At 40.3% G+C, this 18,295-nt stretch carries 15 protein-coding genes; 4 read left to right on the top strand and 11 right to left on the bottom strand.

Features of this window, described 5'->3' with window-relative positions:
* Positions 1 to 217 precede the first annotated feature (217 nt).
* The 5 genes from J3455_RS16815 to J3455_RS16795 form a co-directional block, all read right to left on the bottom strand.
* Positions 218 to 934: a hypothetical protein gene (locus tag J3455_RS16815; RefSeq protein WP_178926431.1), complete on the bottom strand. Its 717-nt coding sequence runs from the start codon at positions 932 to 934 to the stop codon at positions 218 to 220.
* A 91-nt stretch (positions 935 to 1,025) separates the two neighbouring features.
* A complete protein-coding gene (locus J3455_RS16810) occupies positions 1,026 to 2,303 on the bottom strand; it encodes a LysM peptidoglycan-binding domain-containing protein (protein ID WP_349562078.1) in 1,278 nt (425 codons plus the stop codon).
* A 118-nt stretch (positions 2,304 to 2,421) separates the two neighbouring features.
* Positions 2,422 to 2,961: a hypothetical protein gene (locus J3455_RS16805; RefSeq protein ID WP_178926430.1), complete on the bottom strand. Its 540-nt coding sequence runs from the start codon at positions 2,959 to 2,961 to the stop codon at positions 2,422 to 2,424.
* 85 nt (positions 2,962 to 3,046) lie between these two features.
* Positions 3,047 to 4,351 (bottom strand): sensor histidine kinase, encoded by a 1,305-nt coding sequence (locus J3455_RS16800; RefSeq protein WP_349562077.1) that lies wholly within the window; start codon positions 4,349 to 4,351, stop codon positions 3,047 to 3,049.
* A gap of 3 nt (positions 4,352 to 4,354) precedes the next feature.
* Positions 4,355 to 5,758, bottom strand: coding sequence for a sigma-54-dependent transcriptional regulator (locus J3455_RS16795; protein WP_349562076.1), 1,404 nt, complete (start codon positions 5,756 to 5,758; stop codon positions 4,355 to 4,357).
* A 230-nt stretch (positions 5,759 to 5,988) separates the two neighbouring features.
* On the opposite strand from J3455_RS16795, the gene J3455_RS16790 reads away from it, so the two are divergent.
* Genes J3455_RS16790 through J3455_RS16780 form a run of 3 tightly spaced genes read left to right on the top strand, consistent with a single transcriptional unit; the run spans position 5,989 to position 10,353 of the window.
* On the top strand, positions 5,989 to 7,242 hold the full coding sequence (locus J3455_RS16790) for an efflux RND transporter periplasmic adaptor subunit (RefSeq protein ID WP_130050145.1): 1,254 nt from the start codon (positions 5,989 to 5,991) through the stop codon (positions 7,240 to 7,242).
* Between the two features lie 11 nt (positions 7,243 to 7,253).
* Positions 7,254 to 7,955: an ABC transporter ATP-binding protein gene (locus J3455_RS16785; RefSeq protein WP_062566384.1), complete on the top strand. Its 702-nt coding sequence runs from the start codon at positions 7,254 to 7,256 to the stop codon at positions 7,953 to 7,955.
* 1 nt (position 7,956) lies between these two features.
* Positions 7,957 to 10,353, top strand: a complete 2,397-nt coding sequence (locus J3455_RS16780; protein ID WP_349562075.1) for an ABC transporter permease — start codon at positions 7,957 to 7,959, stop codon at positions 10,351 to 10,353.
* 114 nt (positions 10,354 to 10,467) lie between these two features.
* Here the strand turns inward: J3455_RS16780 and J3455_RS16775 are convergent, their stop codons facing one another.
* Positions 10,468 to 11,331 (bottom strand): LytR/AlgR family response regulator transcription factor, encoded by an 864-nt coding sequence (locus tag J3455_RS16775; protein ID WP_349562081.1) that lies wholly within the window; start codon positions 11,329 to 11,331, stop codon positions 10,468 to 10,470.
* A gap of 181 nt (positions 11,332 to 11,512) precedes the next feature.
* On the opposite strand from J3455_RS16775, the gene J3455_RS16770 reads away from it, so the two are divergent.
* Positions 11,513 to 12,793: an acyltransferase family protein gene (locus J3455_RS16770; RefSeq protein WP_349562074.1), complete on the top strand. Its 1,281-nt coding sequence runs from the start codon at positions 11,513 to 11,515 to the stop codon at positions 12,791 to 12,793.
* An 82-nt stretch (positions 12,794 to 12,875) separates the two neighbouring features.
* Here the strand turns inward: J3455_RS16770 and J3455_RS16765 are convergent, their stop codons facing one another.
* The 5 genes from J3455_RS16765 to J3455_RS16745 all read right to left on the bottom strand — a co-directional run bounded on the left by J3455_RS16765 (position 12,876) and on the right by J3455_RS16745 (position 18,199).
* Positions 12,876 to 13,403, bottom strand: a complete 528-nt coding sequence (locus tag J3455_RS16765; RefSeq protein ID WP_349562073.1) for a sugar O-acetyltransferase — start codon at positions 13,401 to 13,403, stop codon at positions 12,876 to 12,878.
* Positions 13,404 to 13,480: 77 nt separating this feature from the next.
* Positions 13,481 to 13,837, bottom strand: coding sequence for an alpha/beta hydrolase family protein (locus J3455_RS16760; protein WP_349562080.1), 357 nt, complete (start codon positions 13,835 to 13,837; stop codon positions 13,481 to 13,483).
* 18 nt (positions 13,838 to 13,855) lie between these two features.
* A complete protein-coding gene (locus J3455_RS16755; protein WP_349562072.1) occupies positions 13,856 to 16,246 on the bottom strand; it encodes an ABC transporter permease in 2,391 nt (796 codons plus the stop codon).
* Positions 16,240 to 16,968, bottom strand: coding sequence for an ABC transporter ATP-binding protein (locus J3455_RS16750; protein WP_130050151.1), 729 nt, complete (start codon positions 16,966 to 16,968; stop codon positions 16,240 to 16,242). The genes J3455_RS16755 and J3455_RS16750 overlap by 7 nt, the downstream gene beginning before the upstream one ends.
* 4 nt (positions 16,969 to 16,972) lie before the next feature.
* The gene (locus J3455_RS16745; protein ID WP_240701297.1) at positions 16,973 to 18,199 is read right to left on the bottom strand and encodes an efflux RND transporter periplasmic adaptor subunit; all 1,227 of its coding nucleotides are present in this window, start codon (positions 18,197 to 18,199) and stop codon (positions 16,973 to 16,975) included.
* Positions 18,200 to 18,295 lie beyond the last annotated feature (96 nt).

The raw sequence follows: 18,295 nt of genomic DNA, 5'->3' as shown, positions 1-18,295 counted from the left end.
AGCTGAAATGTGGGGTTGTATAGTGCGGAGACTCCCTCAGCAACAAAACTTTGTAGGAGGCACGTCAGTGCCGTATCTAGACCTTAACAAACACATTCATGGCTAAAGTCATTCCTACAACGACACTTTGCCTAGAGCCTAGAACCTCCGGCAGAGGGAGACGCAGCACCAAACAGCTCCATCGAGCGGCTGATCGCTGAAAGCTGATAGCTCGGTGTCACTCACACTGCTGTATTTCTCTCACATCGCCGCGGCCATCGCTTAGGTAGCATTGTTCTAGCAACGAGCAGTAGCAGATCTCGGTTTTAATGCTATTACGCTGCTTGTTTACTTTGTCCCATTGAGTTTCATTAAATCCCGTTCGCTTGAAACGAAAAAGTTTAAGTTCGCTGCCAGATGCCAGCAACCGGTTATCACTGGCACTCGTCATAATCCAGCCAAATGCTTCGAAAATATTTATGTCGGGAGAATCTTCTTGCAGAGTTTGTAGCTGTGTTTCATATGCTTGTGTATCAAAACAGCATGCAGAAATTACTTTATAGATATCTAAATATGATTGGTCGTTATAGTGATACTTCACGTACTTTACTATCGCAGGTCCTGATCCTGAATTAGTGAGTTCAAAGGTGATTTCAGGTAGGTTTTTTTCTTCATCAAAATTCCCCGTTATCACTTCAAGCCAAGGCCATGTGGCGGCTTTTACTTGTCGTTCTGCAGCGTTGGCTTGCAAGTAAGTGGCATAAAAGGAGGCTGCGGAGATAATAATGGCACAGAGTGCGAGAAATAGGTTTAGTCGCTCGTTGGTAAACCATGCCTTATGCTGATTGCTAGCAGGTTGAGTTTTTTGCTGGGTGGTCTTTGTTTGCTCTTCAACGTTAGAGTCTTGCTCTGTTTTCACTGTTGAACAGCTTACGTCCTGTTGCTGATTATCCATAATTATTGATTGTTGTTTTTATAGACTAATAAAGATACAACTTTAATTGGATAGATAAAAGAGACAGGGAGTAAAACTCCCTGATTTGGTATTAACTATTTGAGATAAACACCGTGAGCTTTTCACCTACTCTTAAATTATCTCTTGAAAGGTTATTCCATTGTTTAAGCTTAGTGATACTGACTTTGTATTGCTTTGCTATCTTCCAAAGGCTATCGCCAGATTTCACCTTATACTCGATTTGCTGATCCGCTAATTGCGGCAATATCAGCTTTTGACCAATACGAATGGTGCTTGTTTTTAGGTTATTGAAGGTTTTCAGTTGGCTAACTGTTACTTTATAGTTCTTTGCAATCACACTTAAACTATCACCGCGTTTAACTGTGTAATGTTGCCACTGGCTATAATCATTGCTCTTTTGATTAGCTAATAGAGTTTGATAACTTGCTTGCTGATCTTTGGGGACCACAATATGTGGCGCATCAATCACCGCTGGGTATCGGATAACACCATGGTTTAGCTCTTCAAGCTCTTGCCACTTCGCTTTATCCGCTAAGATCACTGCACCAGTCACTGGTAAGGTTGCAATAGCTTGCTCATTCTTAATCGCAGGGAATACCATTCTTTGGTGTTTTAATAATTGTGCTGCGGCCAGTAACTTAGGTACGTACTGTTTGGTTTGTGATGGTAGTTTTAAACTAAAGAAGTCCGTCGACTTACCTTGTTTTTTATTACGAGCAATTGCCTGTAATACTCGCCCTTCACCAATATTGTAGGCAGCAATAGCGTGATACCAATCGCCATCAAAGCGTTTATAAAGGTATTCCATAAAATCCAAAGCTGCACGGGTGCTGTCGACCACATCTTGGCGACCATCATACCAAGGGGTAATTTTTACTTTGAAGTATTTGGCGATTGAGGGGGTGAGTTGCCATAAACCCGATGCATGTTTGTGTGAATAGGCACTGGCATCAAAATCGCTCTCTATAAGCGGCATTAGAGCGAGTTCTATTGGTAAGTCACGGTTTTCTACTTCTGTGACGATATGATACAAATACGGCGCTGCACGGCGGCTTATTTCTTCCATGTAATTTGGATGAGTAAGGTACCAAGCAATGCGCTTTTGTACATCTGGGTGACTTGAATCGCTAAACTGCAGTTGAATGCGAATACGTTGCCATACGTCATCAAGCTCACTTGGTTTGAGCGGTGTCACCGCGTCTACTTGTTTTGTTTTAGCTTCTGCAACCACAGTACCAGGATTGGCTTTGATGGTGGACTTCTTTTCGGGAAGAGACTCAGGGGCAGTCTGACAGCCTGTTACAATGAGAGAAACAACAACAAGGCCTAAAAATCGATTTAAAAACACGTATTAAAATACTCCGTTAACTTAGGTGCGGGTAAACTAAAGCGCCTAAGCTTAACATAGGGTGAGCTAAAAATGACCATTAGATTAACAGCTCACTAACTTACTCACCCAATTGAAATTAAAACGAAATACTAACTTGTAACCCAGCATAACCATGGTTTTGTGCTTCCCAATAGCGGCTGTCTATTTCTCTGGCTCTGGCATAGACCTCTATTCTGAATGGCTTTGAGTCCACGCCCATACCCACACCAACATAGCCATCAATATTATTGTGATCGTCATCATAGCGGTCGCTGTAGTCGTGGTCATCGCGGTCGTCGTATACAGCAAGTTCAATTAAATCTAAGCCCACTTCGCCATAGACAAAAAAGTCGCTGAAATAACCAAATTTGATGCCGCTATCTAAGGTTAGAAATGTCTCCCGATCACCTTTTTTAGTAAATACTTCTGCTGAGCCTAGTGCCGTTGTAAATGCTGCGCCGAAATTGCTGTAGTTATTTTTAGCCATAAATTCGATGCCGGCTGAGGTGATTGAATCAGTACTATTATGCTCTGACTTAACAAACAGGTTCATATTAGGGCTGTCATAAATACCAGCAAAGCTTTTTGTAGGAATAAAGGCAAGTGATGAGAGCAGTGCTAAGGCGAGGTACTTCATATTGGTTAATCCATTAAACGTTAATGGGTACATGATACCAAACAGCGCCTTAGCAAATTGTAAGTAAGTGTTCTAACTATGTAAGCTAACCGAACACGCAACGAAAGCAGGCTCCTTGCTGGCGTTTGATATATACCAGATCGCCGCCATGATTGAGCATGATCTGGCGCGATAAACTTAAGCCTATTCCTGAGCCTTGTTGCTTGGTAGTAAAAAATGGCACGAAAATCATCTCAATCACATGATCGCTGATACCTGTACCATTGTCGCTGACCTCTAAATACAGTTGCTGATTAGCATTTTGTGCAATATTTACCTCTATGCATTTAGTTGTCTCTGGATTATTTAATTGTTTAAGTACATCAAGGGCATTTTTAAGCAGGTTTATTATCACTTGCTCAACTTGGCCTCTATCTATCATTACTAACTGTTGGCTTTGCACCGATAAATTCAAAGTAATATTAAGTTGCTTAGCTTGTTGTGAGTGCAGAGCGACAACTTGCTTGGCAAGATCTGCCAGAATATGTGGCTGTAAGTGTGGGGCGGGTAAGCTACTAACCTTTTTAAATTGCGCTATAAACTCGCCTAAATGCTCGGTTCGTGATGCGAGTGTTGTTAGGGCGAGTTGCAAGTCTTGTTTATCTTCCTGATCATCAAAACTAAGCTCATTTGGCAGCAGTGCCGAACAAGTTTGTGCTAACGAAGAGAGTGGCGTAATCGAATTAGCAATTTCATGAGTCAGTACTTTGGTGAGGCGCTTATAAGCTTGTTGCTCTTTTAATTGCAGCTGATCATGAATAGATTGCAAACTGATCACTTTACGAACTTTACCTTGGATCTCGGCAATACTGATCTGCACAGATAACGTATCGTGCTGCTCACCATTTTGCCATGGCACGGTATTACGGCTATTTTGTTTAGCGTCTTGGACTAGGTTGGCTATTACACCTAAATCATCGATGTGCTTTACAGCTTGCCCAAGCAAACGACTAACCGCCGGATTGCTTTCAATAATAGTGCCTTGTTCGTCACATACTAATACTGCTAAATCGATATGAATTAATAGCGCTTGTAAGAACTGGGCTTGTTGCTCTGCATTAAAACGTGCAGCCTGAATTTGTTGTTTAACCTGCTCAAATTGTTGCTGCATAGGGTGTTGGTCACCAAAGCCTAATGTGCTGTCTCCATTCGCTAAAGCGCGAAAAACCATATCTGCACGCCTTGTTTGGCGTTTAAATAAATTAAAAATTTGCGCGGCACATACCAAATTTAAAATAACTAAAAGTGCCGAAATTGCAGAAAACCCGCTTTGCTGTACTTGCCAAAACAAAGCAATTGAGAAACCAATTAGTGCAGCTAATAGGCCAGCTAAGCTAATGAAATTTCGCATAGATTAAAGTCCATATTTTTCTAAACGACGATACATGGCTCCGCGTGTCAGGCCGAGTGCTTTAGCTGCGTGACTAACGTTGCCTTGAAAATGCTTTAAAGCTGCACGAACGGTTCTCTGTTCGATGATTTCAAGATCAAAAGTGTCGTAGTCAGCAGCGTTTGTAGAGAGTTCATTTGTGCTTACACTGGTACTTGGTGAGCTTATCACTGAGCTTATATCGAGCTCTGAACCTTCTGAGAGGATGACTGCACGCTCAATTGCATGGGCAAGTTCACGGACATTGCCTGGCCAATGATACTGACTTAAACGTGTCATATCAGATGCCGTAATTGATAACTCTCGTTTGTATTTATGTGCAAAGTGTTGCAAGTAGTAGTTACACAGTAATGGAATGTCTTCACTGCGCTCACGCAGAGCTGGCAAACGGATCTCTACGGTATTAACACGGTACAGTAAGTCTTGCCTAAATTTACCTTCAGTCACTGCTTGTTCGAGGTTTTCATTCGTTGCACAGATCAAACGAATATCAATATCGATGACTTTAGAACCACCAACCGGTATTATTTGCCTGTTTTGTAGTGCCGCAAGTAGCTTAACTTGTTGGTTAAGCGGTAGATTACCTAGCTCGTCTAAAAATAAACTACCACCATGGGCCAGCTCAAATCGGCCAATGCGATCTTCTTTCGCGCCAGTAAACGCACCTTTTTTATGGCCAAATAGTTCGCTTTCAAACAGGCTTTCGGCTAGTGAGCCCATGTCTAGGCTTATGAAGGGTTGGCTTTGGCGCTGGCTTGCATTGTGGATTGCATGTGCGGTGAGTTCTTTACCTGTGCCACTTTCGCCACTAATCAATATGTTGGCATCTGTGTTGGCTGCTTTGTCGATAACCGAAAAAACCTGCTGCATGGCATCACTTTGGCCTAAAAACTCAAATGGTTGATTGCCGATTGACTGCTGCAAGGCCTGCTTTTGTTTTGTGAGCTTACTAACTTGCTGTTTGTCTTTAGCGTGTGAAAATGCCGCCGCTACAGCACCGAGTAATTGCTCATTTTGCCAAGGCTTGGCAATAAAGTCAGAGGCACCAGCTTTAATTGCTTCGACAGCTAGTTGAATATCGCTGTAGGCCGTCATAAGCAGTACCGCAATGTTAGCGTCTTGGCTCATGATCTTTTTTAGCCAGTAGAATCCTTCTTTGCCACTAATTGAGTCTTGCGTGAAGTTCATATCGAGTAACACAACATCTATAGCCTGATCCGCATCATGCTGTGCGTTAATGATACCTTCGATATCAAAGGGGTTATCTGTGGTTTTTACAACCTGATAATGCTGCTTTAAAAGTAATCGTGCGGCGATGAGTACGTCGGGGTTATCATCGACGATAAGAATTGATCCTGCTTGTTTCATAGCTATTTATTATTATTCCTTTATGGGAACACTAAGACTAATTGAAAATAGTAAAAGTGTCCATTTATGGACGATATATGGGTTTTGAAGTGTTCTATAAGCGGACACTTGATTATATGTATCTTTATTGGTTTTAATGTAAGTTGTTGTAATTTAATAAAAATAAAAGTTGGCACAAGAGTTGTTTTATCTATAGGTAATTAGCACCTAGATAACTTAAAGGCGTCAACATGGATAAGAAAATTACACGCTCAAATAACAAAGCATTTTTTAAGAAATCAGTAATTGCAGCTGCGTGCTTAGCTGTTGCGGCTGCAGCTTATGGTTTCACGCAAACTGAGCAAACAGGTCGAAGCCAGCAAGTAAGCGCGACAAGCTTAACGATTAGCACAGTACAACAAGGTGAATTTGTTGATGCTTTAAGTCTTCGTGGTCAGGTTATGCCTCGCACTACCATTTATCTCGACACCATTGCCGGAGGCCAAGTTGAAGAGCGACTTGTTGAGCAGGGGGAGTTTGTTAAAAAAGGTCAACCACTTGTGCGTTTAAGCAATACTAACTTGCAGCTTGATGTAATGAGCCGTGAAGCACAGGTGACTGAGCAGCTTAATTTTTTACGTAACACGCAAATGAATATGGAAACCAGCCGTTTAAACTTACGCCGTGATTTGCTTGAAATCGATCTTAAAATCACACATTTATCGCGTCGCTTAAAACAGACTCAGCCGCTAGTGAAAACGGGTGTGTTAGCACAAGAACAATTATCTGAAATTCAAGAAGACTTAGCGTATTACAAAGCGCGTAAAGAACTAACCCTCGAGCGTCAAAAGCAAGAAAACAGCATTCGTGAAGTTCAGGTAGCTCAGTTAAAAGACAGTGCCGACATGCTAGAGAAAAACCTTCAGTTTGCGCGTAAGAACCTTGAAAACCTACTCGTAACAGCACCTGCCGATGGCTATTTAAGTGAACTTGATGTTGAAATTGGTGAATCAAAAGGCCGTGGTGCTCGCCTAGGACAGATTGATATTCCTAATGAATACAAGCTAGTTGTGCGACTAGATGAGTTTTACCTAAGCCAAGTTCAAACAGGTATGCAAGTGCTTATTGAACACGAGCAAGGCGAAATTGCGGCGACGGTTAGCAAAATTGATAGCCGTGTTCAGCAATCACAGTTTCAGGTTGAAGTCGATTTACCTAATGGCACGAGTAACATAAAACGTGGGCAAAGCCTTGATGTACAGCTGATGCTAGGTGATAGCAAAGGCACTGCTTTATTACTTGAACGCGGCGCATTTTTTACCAGCTCAGGAGGTAACTGGGTTTATGTCATGGATAAAGATGGCAATCGTGCAGTACGAAAAGACATTCGTCTTGGCAAAAAGAATCAAAACTATTATGAAGTGTTAAGTGGCCTAAGCGCCGGAGATCGCGTGATCACCTCTAGCTATAGCAACTTTGATAAAGCACAACAACTACAATTTTAAGGATAAAAACAATGATTAAATTAACTAACTTATCACGCGTATTCCGTACTCAAGATGTTGAAACAACAGCGCTTAACAATATTAACTTACATGTAAACGAAGGCGAGTTTCTTGCCATTATGGGGCCATCTGGTTGTGGTAAATCAACATTACTTTCTATTTTAGGTATGTTGGATTCGCCATCGGCAGGCAGTTTTGAATTTTTAGGCGAAGACATCGCAGGGTTTGGTGAAAAACAATTAGCGGCACTTAGAAAAGCGTCGATTGGTTTTGTTTTTCAAAGCTTTAACTTGATTGATGAATTAACAGTATTTGAAAACGTTGAGCTGCCACTACAATATCAAAACATCTCAAAAAGTGAACGTAAACAGCGAGTAGACGCAATCTTAAAACGTGTTGCAATCGACCATAGAGCAGATCACTTACCGCAGCAGTTATCGGGTGGTCAGCAGCAACGTGTAGCGGTAGCCCGAGCTCTTGTGATTAATCCAAAACTCATCTTAGCGGATGAGCCAACGGGTAACCTTGATTCAAAAAATGGTGATGAAGTCATGGCGATGCTGCGTGAGCTAAATCGCGAAGGTACCACGGTAATTGTGGTTACTCACTCAGAAAAAGAAGGCAATTATGCTGACCGTTTAGTGCGCTTACTTGATGGCCAAGTGATGGTAGATAAAGCTAACCGTGTTCAACAAACAGCAGAGGTGGCATAACATGATTTTAAGTTATTTGATCACCGCGCTGCGCGCGTTCAAAAACCAAAAACAGCACTTTATTTTAAATGTTCTGGGTTTGAGTGTGGGCTTAGCTGCGGCAATTCTAGTTGCTTTGTTTGCAAAAAATGAGCTTTCGTACGATAGCCAACAGCCTCATGCTGAGCGTGTTTATCGCGTTGGCCAGGACTTCTCAAAACTTGGTTTAGCTGTGGTGCCTATTTTTAATTTTGTGCAGTCAAAGCAGGCCGAAGATTACAGCCAAGTTGAAGAAGTGTTCGGATTAACTATGGTCGAGCTGACCCGTGAAGCTATGGTTGATGTGAGTTATCGCAACCAAGGCTATAAGTTAAATGCTTTATATGGTGCTTCAGCAAATATTGAAAACTTTATTGCTCTAGAAACGCTTGCAGGTGACTTAACAACAGCAATGAGTACACCAGACAGCCTTGCTTTAAGTGAATCAGAAGCACTGCGCATTTTTGGTCGCACCGATGTGATTGGTGAAACATTAACACATGAACAAGGACAGTACACAGTGCGTGCCGTGTTTGCAGACTTAACAGATAACACTCACTTTGCCTTTAAAAACCTTGTTTATGTTAAGCATGATCCAAGCAAAATAGACATCAATAGTAGTTATGTTTACATGCGTTTAGCTGAGGGTACCGATACAGACGCTTTAGCTAAAACCTTAACAGAGCGCTTTTTTAGCGGTTCGATGCTGGAACAAGTTAGTTTAGAGCTGCATCCATTACTTGATTTGCACCTAACGGCTAAATCACCATTTGAGATGAAAGCGGGTGGCGCTAAACAAGTGGTCATGATCTGTGTTGGTTTAAGTGTGTTACTTATTCTTATTGCAGGTTTTAACTTCATTAATATGACCGTCGCTCAATCGACTAAACGTGCAAAAGAAGTGGGTGTGCGTAAAGCGCTTGGCGCAAGTAAAGGCCAGTTAGTAACGCAGTTTTTATCTGAATCTGTGTTGGTATCAATGCTTTCAATGGTGATTGCATGTGCTTTAGTGGAGCTATTTTTACCAAATTTTAATCAACTAGTAGACCGCGAATTGGTCGTGAATTATGCCTCTGAATTTGGCATTGCCATTATTTTGGTCGCAATTGCTGTGGGCATATTAGCTGGGCTTTATCCTGCATTCTTTATTTCGTCATTCAGTGCAAAACGCGTTTTAAGTGGTGACTTACAGCGTGGTAATACTGCAATATGGGTTCGTAAGAGCTTACTAACCTTACAGGCTTCACTAGCAATAGGTTTAATCATTGCCTCTATTACCTTGTTAAAGCAATTAACTTACTTACAAAGCTTACCTTTAGGCTATGAAACAACACAAAGATTGGTTATTTCGGAGCTTCCTGTAGGCGAAGTATTCACAAAAGAAAAAAATGCCTTAGTTAACCGTATTAGTGCGATTCAAGGCGTACAGCAAACAACAGTGATTGATACTCGTTTAACTGTTTCAATCAATAATACACTTATGCCAACGTGGCCAAATGGTGAAGCGTCTGGCAGCTTAACGCCTGTTGTTGGCGCAAGCTACGATGTTGTAAAAACACTAGGATTAAAACTGGTTGCTGGTCGTGACTTTAGTCGTGAATTTGCTGGTGATTGGGCAAGCCGTGAAAATGGGGTAACAAGTACGGGTACCATTGTGACTGAATCTGTCGCAAGGCAAGCAGGTTACACTAACATGAGTGACATTATCGGTAAGGTAATTAAAGACTCAGGTCGCGGCGTAGATATGCGTGTTGTGGGTGTGGTTGAAGATGTAAAAGTAGGTAATGCTAAAGATGCCAACTCAAATATTATGTTCTTATGTGGCTTTAACTTCTTATCACCAGTATCAGAGTTAATCTTAACCATTGATCAGCAAAACTTGCCTTATATTAAAGCTGAGATCGCTGAAGTATTAGCAAGCACAGCCAATATCTATGAGCCGAAAATTAATTTACTCGCAGACAACTACAAAACGTTGTTAAAAGGCGATGAGCGTATTTCGAATGTTGTCTTAATCTTTACCGGTCTTGCAGTGTTCTTAACCTGCTTAGGTACCTTTGGTTTGGCTTCGTTTGCAACTGTACGTCGTCAAAAAGAAGTAGCAGTTCGAAAAGTTCTCGGCGCATCACGCATCAGTATCGTCAATATCATTGCTAAAGAGTTCTTAGTGCTGGTGGGCGTGAGTATTGCTATTGCTTACCCGGTTACTTACTTATTAGTAGGAGATTGGTTAGCAAACTTTAACGACCGCATTGAACAAGCCGTGTGGGTGTATGGCGCTGCGGCTGTGGTCGTTGCGGTTATCACGTGGGCAACGGTGGCAAGCCTAGCATTTAAAGCGGCCAGCACCCGTCCATCATTAATCCTTCGTTATGAGTAACACACAACTCATGATCCATTCCAAGCCTAGCAATACAGCTGGGCTTTTTTACACCTTTAAATGGCCACCAAGTCCAGCAAATTCTTTATGCAGAAAAACGTCATATACAGTTAGCTAAAAATGAGCGGCAGACGAATTAACCTGTTTTTTAAACTGCTCTTTGTAACGACGTGATAAGTTAAGTATTTTTCCCGTTGTAAGTTTCACTTCACTATCACCACTTGGCAATGGCGTGATTGATTCAATCACATCGAGTCTAATAGCATGAGAACGGTGAATACGGCAAAAACCTTGCGGTTCTAACCGAGATATAAAATGGGTCATGGTTGTACGTAGCGGATAAATACGTGAGCCAATATGTAGGTTTACGTAATTGCCGCTAGATTCAAGCCAGTCAATTTGATCTGTACAGATGATGAACTCTTTGCCTAGTTTTTTAACCAGTAATCGGTCGAAATTCAAATCCTGTTGGGCGTTTTCTTCATGATTGATTGGCTTGGCTTCGCCGGTTAATTGGCTAACAATGTATTGATACGTTTTAATAATCACAATTAAAGATAAAAACCCCCATAAGTCTTTACGGTATTCATAAAGTAACTCAAACCACAGCAACCCGAAGTCATACTGCATGTCTTGAATTGTGTAAATGAACTCACGGATAGCGACCATGATCCCTACGTGTAATAAGGAAAAAATAATGCTTGCGAATAAATAAGTGAGCAATGAGCGAGTGATCTTTTGCCAATTAAAGGGTTGGGTTTGCAATAACCAAACTAAAGCAGGAAATAACAATAAGGTGCCGATAGCGCTTGAATATTCCCAGACAAAGGGCTCCCAAAGCAAAAATGACAGTTCACCATCGCGTTGGGCTTCCATGATATCTGAGCTGGCATTAATAGTGTTATTTATAAAAATATAACTAAATAAAAATAATGTCGCATACCAAGTTCGGTTACGCTGAAAATGCATTAAGGTGATCATTATTATTGTTACTCTTTGAAGACCGTAATTAGACTAACAAGATAGTGATAAATCACCAAACATACTATCCCTGATATCCACCGTTTATCCCTACTGATTGTTTTATCGACCTTTTCTGATAGCTTAACGTTATGTGTTGTTCATAGTTGTTATTAACTTGTCATAACCATAATCAATCATGAAACTTAAAATAATAATTAAAAACACAACACGCACGTTATTACAGCCATGGCAAAATGCGTTTAATCAAGCCGTTGAGTTACCACCGCGTCGTTATGATTTAGATTGGCTAAGAGTACTTGCCTTTGGCTTATTAATTTTTTACCACACAGGTATGTTATACACTCAAAATTGGGGCTTTCACTTTAAAAGTCAGTATTTATCCAGCAATATAGAAAACATCATGCTCTTATTGTCGCCTTGGCGGATGGGGTTAATCTGGTTTATCTCAGGTGCTGCACTGAGGTTCATAATTGCGCGCGCTAGCTTAGGTGGTTTTTTAATATCACGCAGTGTCAGAATATTACTGCCATTATTAATTGGAGTTTGGTTTATTGTGCCAGTTCAGCTATATGCGCAAATGAGCCAAGAGACCGGTTTAGCGATAAGTTACTGGCAGTTTTACTTGCAGTTTTTTGATTTGACAAACCTTCTATTTGAATATTATCAAGCAGGTATTTGGCCTCATGTTGATGTAAACCATCTTTGGTACTTACGCTCGTTATGGCAATTTACCTTATTGCTCGTGTTTGCTCTGCCACTGCTTCATCACCATTATGTTCAAACAGTGATTACACGTCTATGTGAACAGTCGTTATTAATTATTTTTATCATATTGCTATTGCCGCTTTGTATTTTAAAGTTGAGCTGGCCGAGCGATACATTTCGATACCCCATGGGTGCTTTATTTTTACTTTATGGTTACTTACTTGCGTGGCACTCAGTATTTTATAGTCGGCTACTTCTTCATTGGAGGGCATTATGCGTGGTATTTATTGTAGGTTACCTGATTGTAGTGGCGGGCTATAACATGATTTGGCAAAACTCAGCTGCCAGTCAGTGGCAAATTACGGGCATGGATATGTTGTATACCGCGCAACGATTAGTTGGTGTGTTAATGATGCTGGCACTAGCACAACGTTTTTTAAATCACGATCACCCTAAATTGGCTTTATTGAACTCAGCGGTATTTCCTTTTTATCTCTTACATCAAAGTGTGATTATTGGCCTTGCCTTTTATTTATCGAAGCTGCAATTAGGTGGTTTCATGGAGTCACTACTTATACTAAGTCTTACTTTTATTCTTTGTTGGCTAGTGTTTATAGGTGTGCGTCGCGTCGATTTATTAAGTCCATTTTTAGGGATTAAAGTCACAGGTAAATATAAAGCATGGCAAGTAAAAGTTGGTTTTGGTTGTGGACTAATCCTAGTAAGCCCATTGATTATCAGGTTAATCTAAACAACTATACCATTGGTATAAAATATACGTAGCGGGCTCGTGTAGTATGTGCTTTAGCGAACGATGTGACTTAAGTGTGTACTTAAATATCTTTTATCTTCACCGCGGGGTTACCTGCTACTAGGGTGTTTGCCGCGACATCTTTGGTAACTATTGCCCCTGCGCCAATCACGGCATTATCAGCAACTGTAATACCTGCAAGTATAATGGCACCTGCACCAATCCATACATTCTTGCCAATGCTAATCGGCGCTGCAAAATTAGCTTTTGCTAAACGCTCGGTAGGGTTTACTGCATGCGATACCGCGAGTATTTGCACATTAGGGCCTATTAAGCAGTCATCGCCTATTGTAATTTGCGCATCAGATAGCGGCGCATCAAGCATTGTACAGTTAATATTTATGAAGGTGCGATCACCTATTTTAATACCACTGCCATAATCACAATGAAAACCAGCTTCAATAACAACCTGTTCGCCACAGTGAGCAAACATGCCTTTTAGTCGTTTTAAATTGCCTTTACTTGGGCTTTTGGCAAATAAACGGCAAATTTCATGGGCATTTTTTCGTTGTTTTATAAATGACTCTTCTAAACTATTAAATGCTTTCATAATTCATTATGTAATGCGTAGAGTAGTCACATTTTACGTTGTCCTTTACCGATTGCAAAAGAGCATGTGATATTACGTCATAACCTTGCATTGGGAGGTCTTAACCATTTATTGAGCCAAGCAGACTGCTCTTTAAGTAAGTATGTTAAATTCTCTTTCGCTCTATAAGAGTGGCCTTCATAAGGGAGCATAATTAGCTGAGTTGTCTTTTTATTCGCAACCAATGCTTGATACATTCTCATGGATTGCATGGGGTAAGTACCGGAGTTTTGATCATTTTCGCCATGAATAAGCAGTAATGGCGCATCTATTTTATCTGCGAACATGATTGGTGATAAGTCTATATATGTCTCTTTTGCTTGCCATAACGTACGCTTTTCACCCTGAAAGCCAAAAGGAGTTAATGTTCTGTTGTAAGTGCCACTGCGTGCAATACTATAAATATAAGAAATCTATTCATTGCGTAATGCCTTTATTGGATCTTGTCTAAGTGTTTTATTGATTGGAAAAAAGCTCGTGATGACAGCCATAGTTAAAAGGCCAAGCCAGATGGATAGTGTCAGCCACCAGTTTATAGTCAGGGTTACATTTGGTAGTGAAAAGCAATAACCAATGATTAAAAATGCTAATGAAAAGGCGAGTACCAAGCTCATCGTTATGGGTTGCATAAGCTCTAGTAAACTTTCTTTTAACAATCTTAGGTTATCAGCGCCCATAGCAAGCTTAACGCCTAAACTATATTTGCGTACTTTAATTAGGTAGTTAACAATGCCGTTTATGCCAATACACACCATAAGCAATGACGTTGATGCAAGGACAATAGCAAGCCAGGCAGCGTTTAAATGGCGTTGTCGTTGCTCATCAAATTGAGTTGTTAATGACGCTAATGAATGTATATCTAAGCGTTTATCAATCCCGTAGATCAGTTGCTGAATTTGCGATATTGATGCGGAATCTTTCATTGTTAGAAGGTAGGTATATTGACTCCAACCTGGATAATCGTTGGGTGTGAACACTTCAAAGTTTTCACTTTCAGGTCTTCCTGGTACGTAGGTATTACTGACTACACCTACGATAGAATAAAACGTTTTGCTGTCAAAGCTGACTTTACTATTTAGTACATTTTGTTTGTTTTTATCCAACATATCCGCAAGGCGTTGATTGACTACAATTGGCGGATTTTTGAGTTTTTCATCACCTTTGTTAAAGCCCTTGCCTGTTAATTTAAGATCTAATTCTGCAAAATAATTGTTGGAAACTAAGCTATTACGCGCTTGCGCAATATATTGACCAGCTTCATCATATATTTGATTGACGTTAACCGTATCGGGTAAGCGCTGTTCTGATGAAGTTGCCAAACTGCTCACATTATTGAGGTTTAATAACTGCTGGATAACCGCTTTATGAATATTGATTCGCTCATTAGATTTGTCGATATTACTGTAATTTATTGTAAGTGAGTATTTACCTTTAGTGTTTATGCCATTATCTCTCAGTGCTTCAGAGAGTGTAACCAAAACAACGTGACTTGCGGCAGTTAATACTAAAAAGGAGAATAAGATCTGTAAGCCAACTAACAAGTGGCTTGTCGCTGAACTCATTTGTTTTCCGGTTCCTTTACCGCTGCTTTGCAAGCTACTAATTAAGTTTTTCTCTTTTACGACACTCAATTCTATAAATGAATACAGTGCAGCAATAGTAACAATCAAAAATGTTGAAAAGAGAAGCGTATTAATGCTTAGCGAAAGCGTATCTAATCGTTGTATGGCGTTTGCGGCTAAGCTTTGAATAACCATAAACCCTATTTGGGTGAGTGTTAATGCTAGTATGACAGCAATGCTAATGAGTAATAGGTTATGTTTTAGTGTTTCAACAATGAGTTGTTTTGTACTTGCCCCAAATGCAAAGCTAATAGCAATAGGTTTTATACGGGTAATTGCTTTTGCAAGTTGCATACTAGACAGGTTGATCAGTGCAATGATTAATAATAAACAAACGCCTAAAAGCAACATAAGTACTATTTTTCCGCTATCACCTTTTAATGCTTCACTAAATGTCTTGATACGTGCGTTAACAGTAAAGTCTTTCAGAATATTAGGAGCATAGAGCTGAGCGCCTTTCAGTGATAGATCTGATAACTGTTGTGTGATTGCAGATTCTGATACTGTACTTTTTAATCTAACCACACTTTTGTATGCACCCATAAACCCATTTGCTGTTTTGGGATCAAATACCTCATCGACATCAATAGGTAACCATATTGCATCGTTTATATTTTTGTAGTGGGGCAGAACAAGATTATCTGGAGCTACACCAACAATAGTAAATCGGCGTTGATTTAACTGTATTTTTTGACCAATGATATCACCTCGCCCCTGGAAAAGTTCTTGCCATGCCCTATAGCCTAAAACGACAGACATGTGTTTACTGCCGAGCGCCTCGGTGTTATTAAATAATCTGCCAAGTTCAGGTTTTACACCAAGCAGGTCAAACAAGTTATTAGATGCAAGAATAACGTCTACAGCGGGTCTAGTTGGCCTGTCTAATAATTTATAACTGGTCCACTTATGGTAGGTAGCCATGTCAGTAAAGAGAGTATTTTCATTCTCTATATAACTCATTACTTTTGAATTACTAGCAGGGCCTGAATAGCTTTTTGAGTTTACGGTGCCTTCCAGTAAATATAAATTATCACTTTGTTGATAAGGTAAGGGGGAGAAAAAGACTAAATCCACTAAGCTAAATGCACTTAGTACCATGCAAAGAGTGAGCGCTAATGTAAATACGGTAGTTAAATAGTACTGTTTAGCACGTTTGAAGGTATTGTAGGCTACTTTTAACATGGCTGAGCAACTCGATTTGCCTCTATTGGCGTATTGATATCATCATTTTCAGCTATTACAGAGCCATCTTTTAATTGAATATTACGAGATGCCATGTTGGCATAACGCGGGTCATGGGTCACTAAAACGATAGTTGTGCCTTGCTGATTAAGGTCTTTGATCAATGCCATGATGGCATCACCGTTTTTAGAATCTAAGTTACCTGTTGGTTCATCGACAAGCATAATTCCTGAATCACCAGCTAAAGCGCGAGCAATGGAAACGCGTTGCTGTTGACCCCCTGATATTTGGTTAGGGTATAAATCAGTTTTATCTGCAAGGCCTACTTTTTCTAAGCAATCTAAAGCTCGTGCATGGCGCGTTGAAAGCGAATCCCCTCTGTATTTTAAAGGCAGTGCTACATTTTCTAAGATGGTCATTTCATCTATTAGATTAAAAGATTGAAATACAAAGCCGATTCTGTTTCCACGAACTTTAGAGCGCTGCGTTGAGTCCATATCAGAAACCAGTAAGCCGTCGATGTAATATTCACCGCTTTGTGGGGTGTCGAGTAATCCCATAATATTCAGCAGAGTTGATTTTCCGCACCCTGATGGGCCTGAAATAGAAATAAATTCGCCATCATAAACAGTGAAGCTAATTCCTTTTAAAATTTGACTAACTTGATCGCCATTGGTAAAGGACTTAGTTAAGTTATTAACCCTTAAAATTTCAGTGTTCATACTTCTAGCTCTCTATTTTTATCATTTTTGTTTCAGCAGGAATATCTAAGGTGGAAATAATAACTTGCTCGCCAGGCTCTAAGCCTGATAACACTTGAATTAGCTGTCCTGATGTTTTGCCATATTGCACATCAACTCTAACAGCCCTGTTATCACTCGTTAGCTTGAATAGTGAACCATAGGCTCCCTCTTTAGCATCACTGGGTTGTTTTATGTAATTCATATCTTTTTGTACGTCAGCGTAGATGGTTGCATCAACCTGTTGCATTGGTTTCATGCTGCCATGCTCAATTGCTTCAAGTTCAATATCAACCTGTACAGCACCATCATTGATAACAGGGTCAACACGAACGACTCGTCCATGCACCTGCTCATTGAGTGTTGTAATGTCGGCTTTCATGCCCATTTGAATTAAGTGCGCTTGAATTTGCGGAACTTTTATTTCCCCAACTAATGGCGATAGGCTGCCAATGAGTGCAAGCTCAGAGCCTGCTGTTACACTTTGCCCTAAACTGAGAGGAAGGCGCTGGATGACCCCTTTCATTCCTGCTTTTACAGATAATTGCTCGACCATAAGTTTTGCGACGTTGAACTCATCTTCTGCTTGAGAAATAAGATCATCTTGAATTGAAAGTGCTTCTTTTTGCATTTCAGTGAGCTTGTCTAATTTTGATTCTTCGAGGCTGATGCGTTTAAGTAACTGCTTCGCTTCCAATTCATTTTTTTTAGCACTAATCCCAGAGACTATTCCCGACTTAGCTAAAGAGCGTTCGGCTTCTACTTGGAGCATGGCAATTTCTGCTTGTGCTTTTAACTCAGAGATACTTGATTCATTGTTTAACAGCTCCCGTTGTTGCACTAACAAAGTTTGACGTTTCTGTGTCTTTGCATTTTTGAGCTTTGCTAAAGCTAGACGAAGCTTACTCTCAAGCTCAGGGTTGTTTAATGTCAGGATAACTGTATCAGGCTCTACAACGGCCCCTGCTTTTAGCTTTATTTCGTCGACAACAGCATTGCTGGTGGCTGTGAGCAGTCTTTTATTAATTGATTGAAGAGAACCATAACCTTCAACTTTAATAGAAAAGTCACCTCGCTCTACTTTTGCCATCGTTACAGATTCAAGAGAGAGCACTTCTGCATTATCTGCAAACCCTAACCGCCAACCAGATAAAAGCATAATGGCTGACAAACCAATTAACCCCTGATAAATAAGTTTAGATGTGAGTTTCATTATTTTTTTCCTTCCTAACTCATGTGATCATTTCTCTGCTATCAATGCACGTTTTATCAATATAAATATTTTTAACTTACTAATGCTGTGGCAAAA

Source organism: Pseudoalteromonas sp. NFXS39, from assembly GCF_040148775.1.
GTDB lineage: Bacteria > Pseudomonadota > Gammaproteobacteria > Enterobacterales > Alteromonadaceae > Pseudoalteromonas > Pseudoalteromonas apostichopi.
The sequence above is the reverse complement of the archived record's forward strand: the minus strand, read 5'-3'. Positions and strand labels throughout refer to the sequence as shown.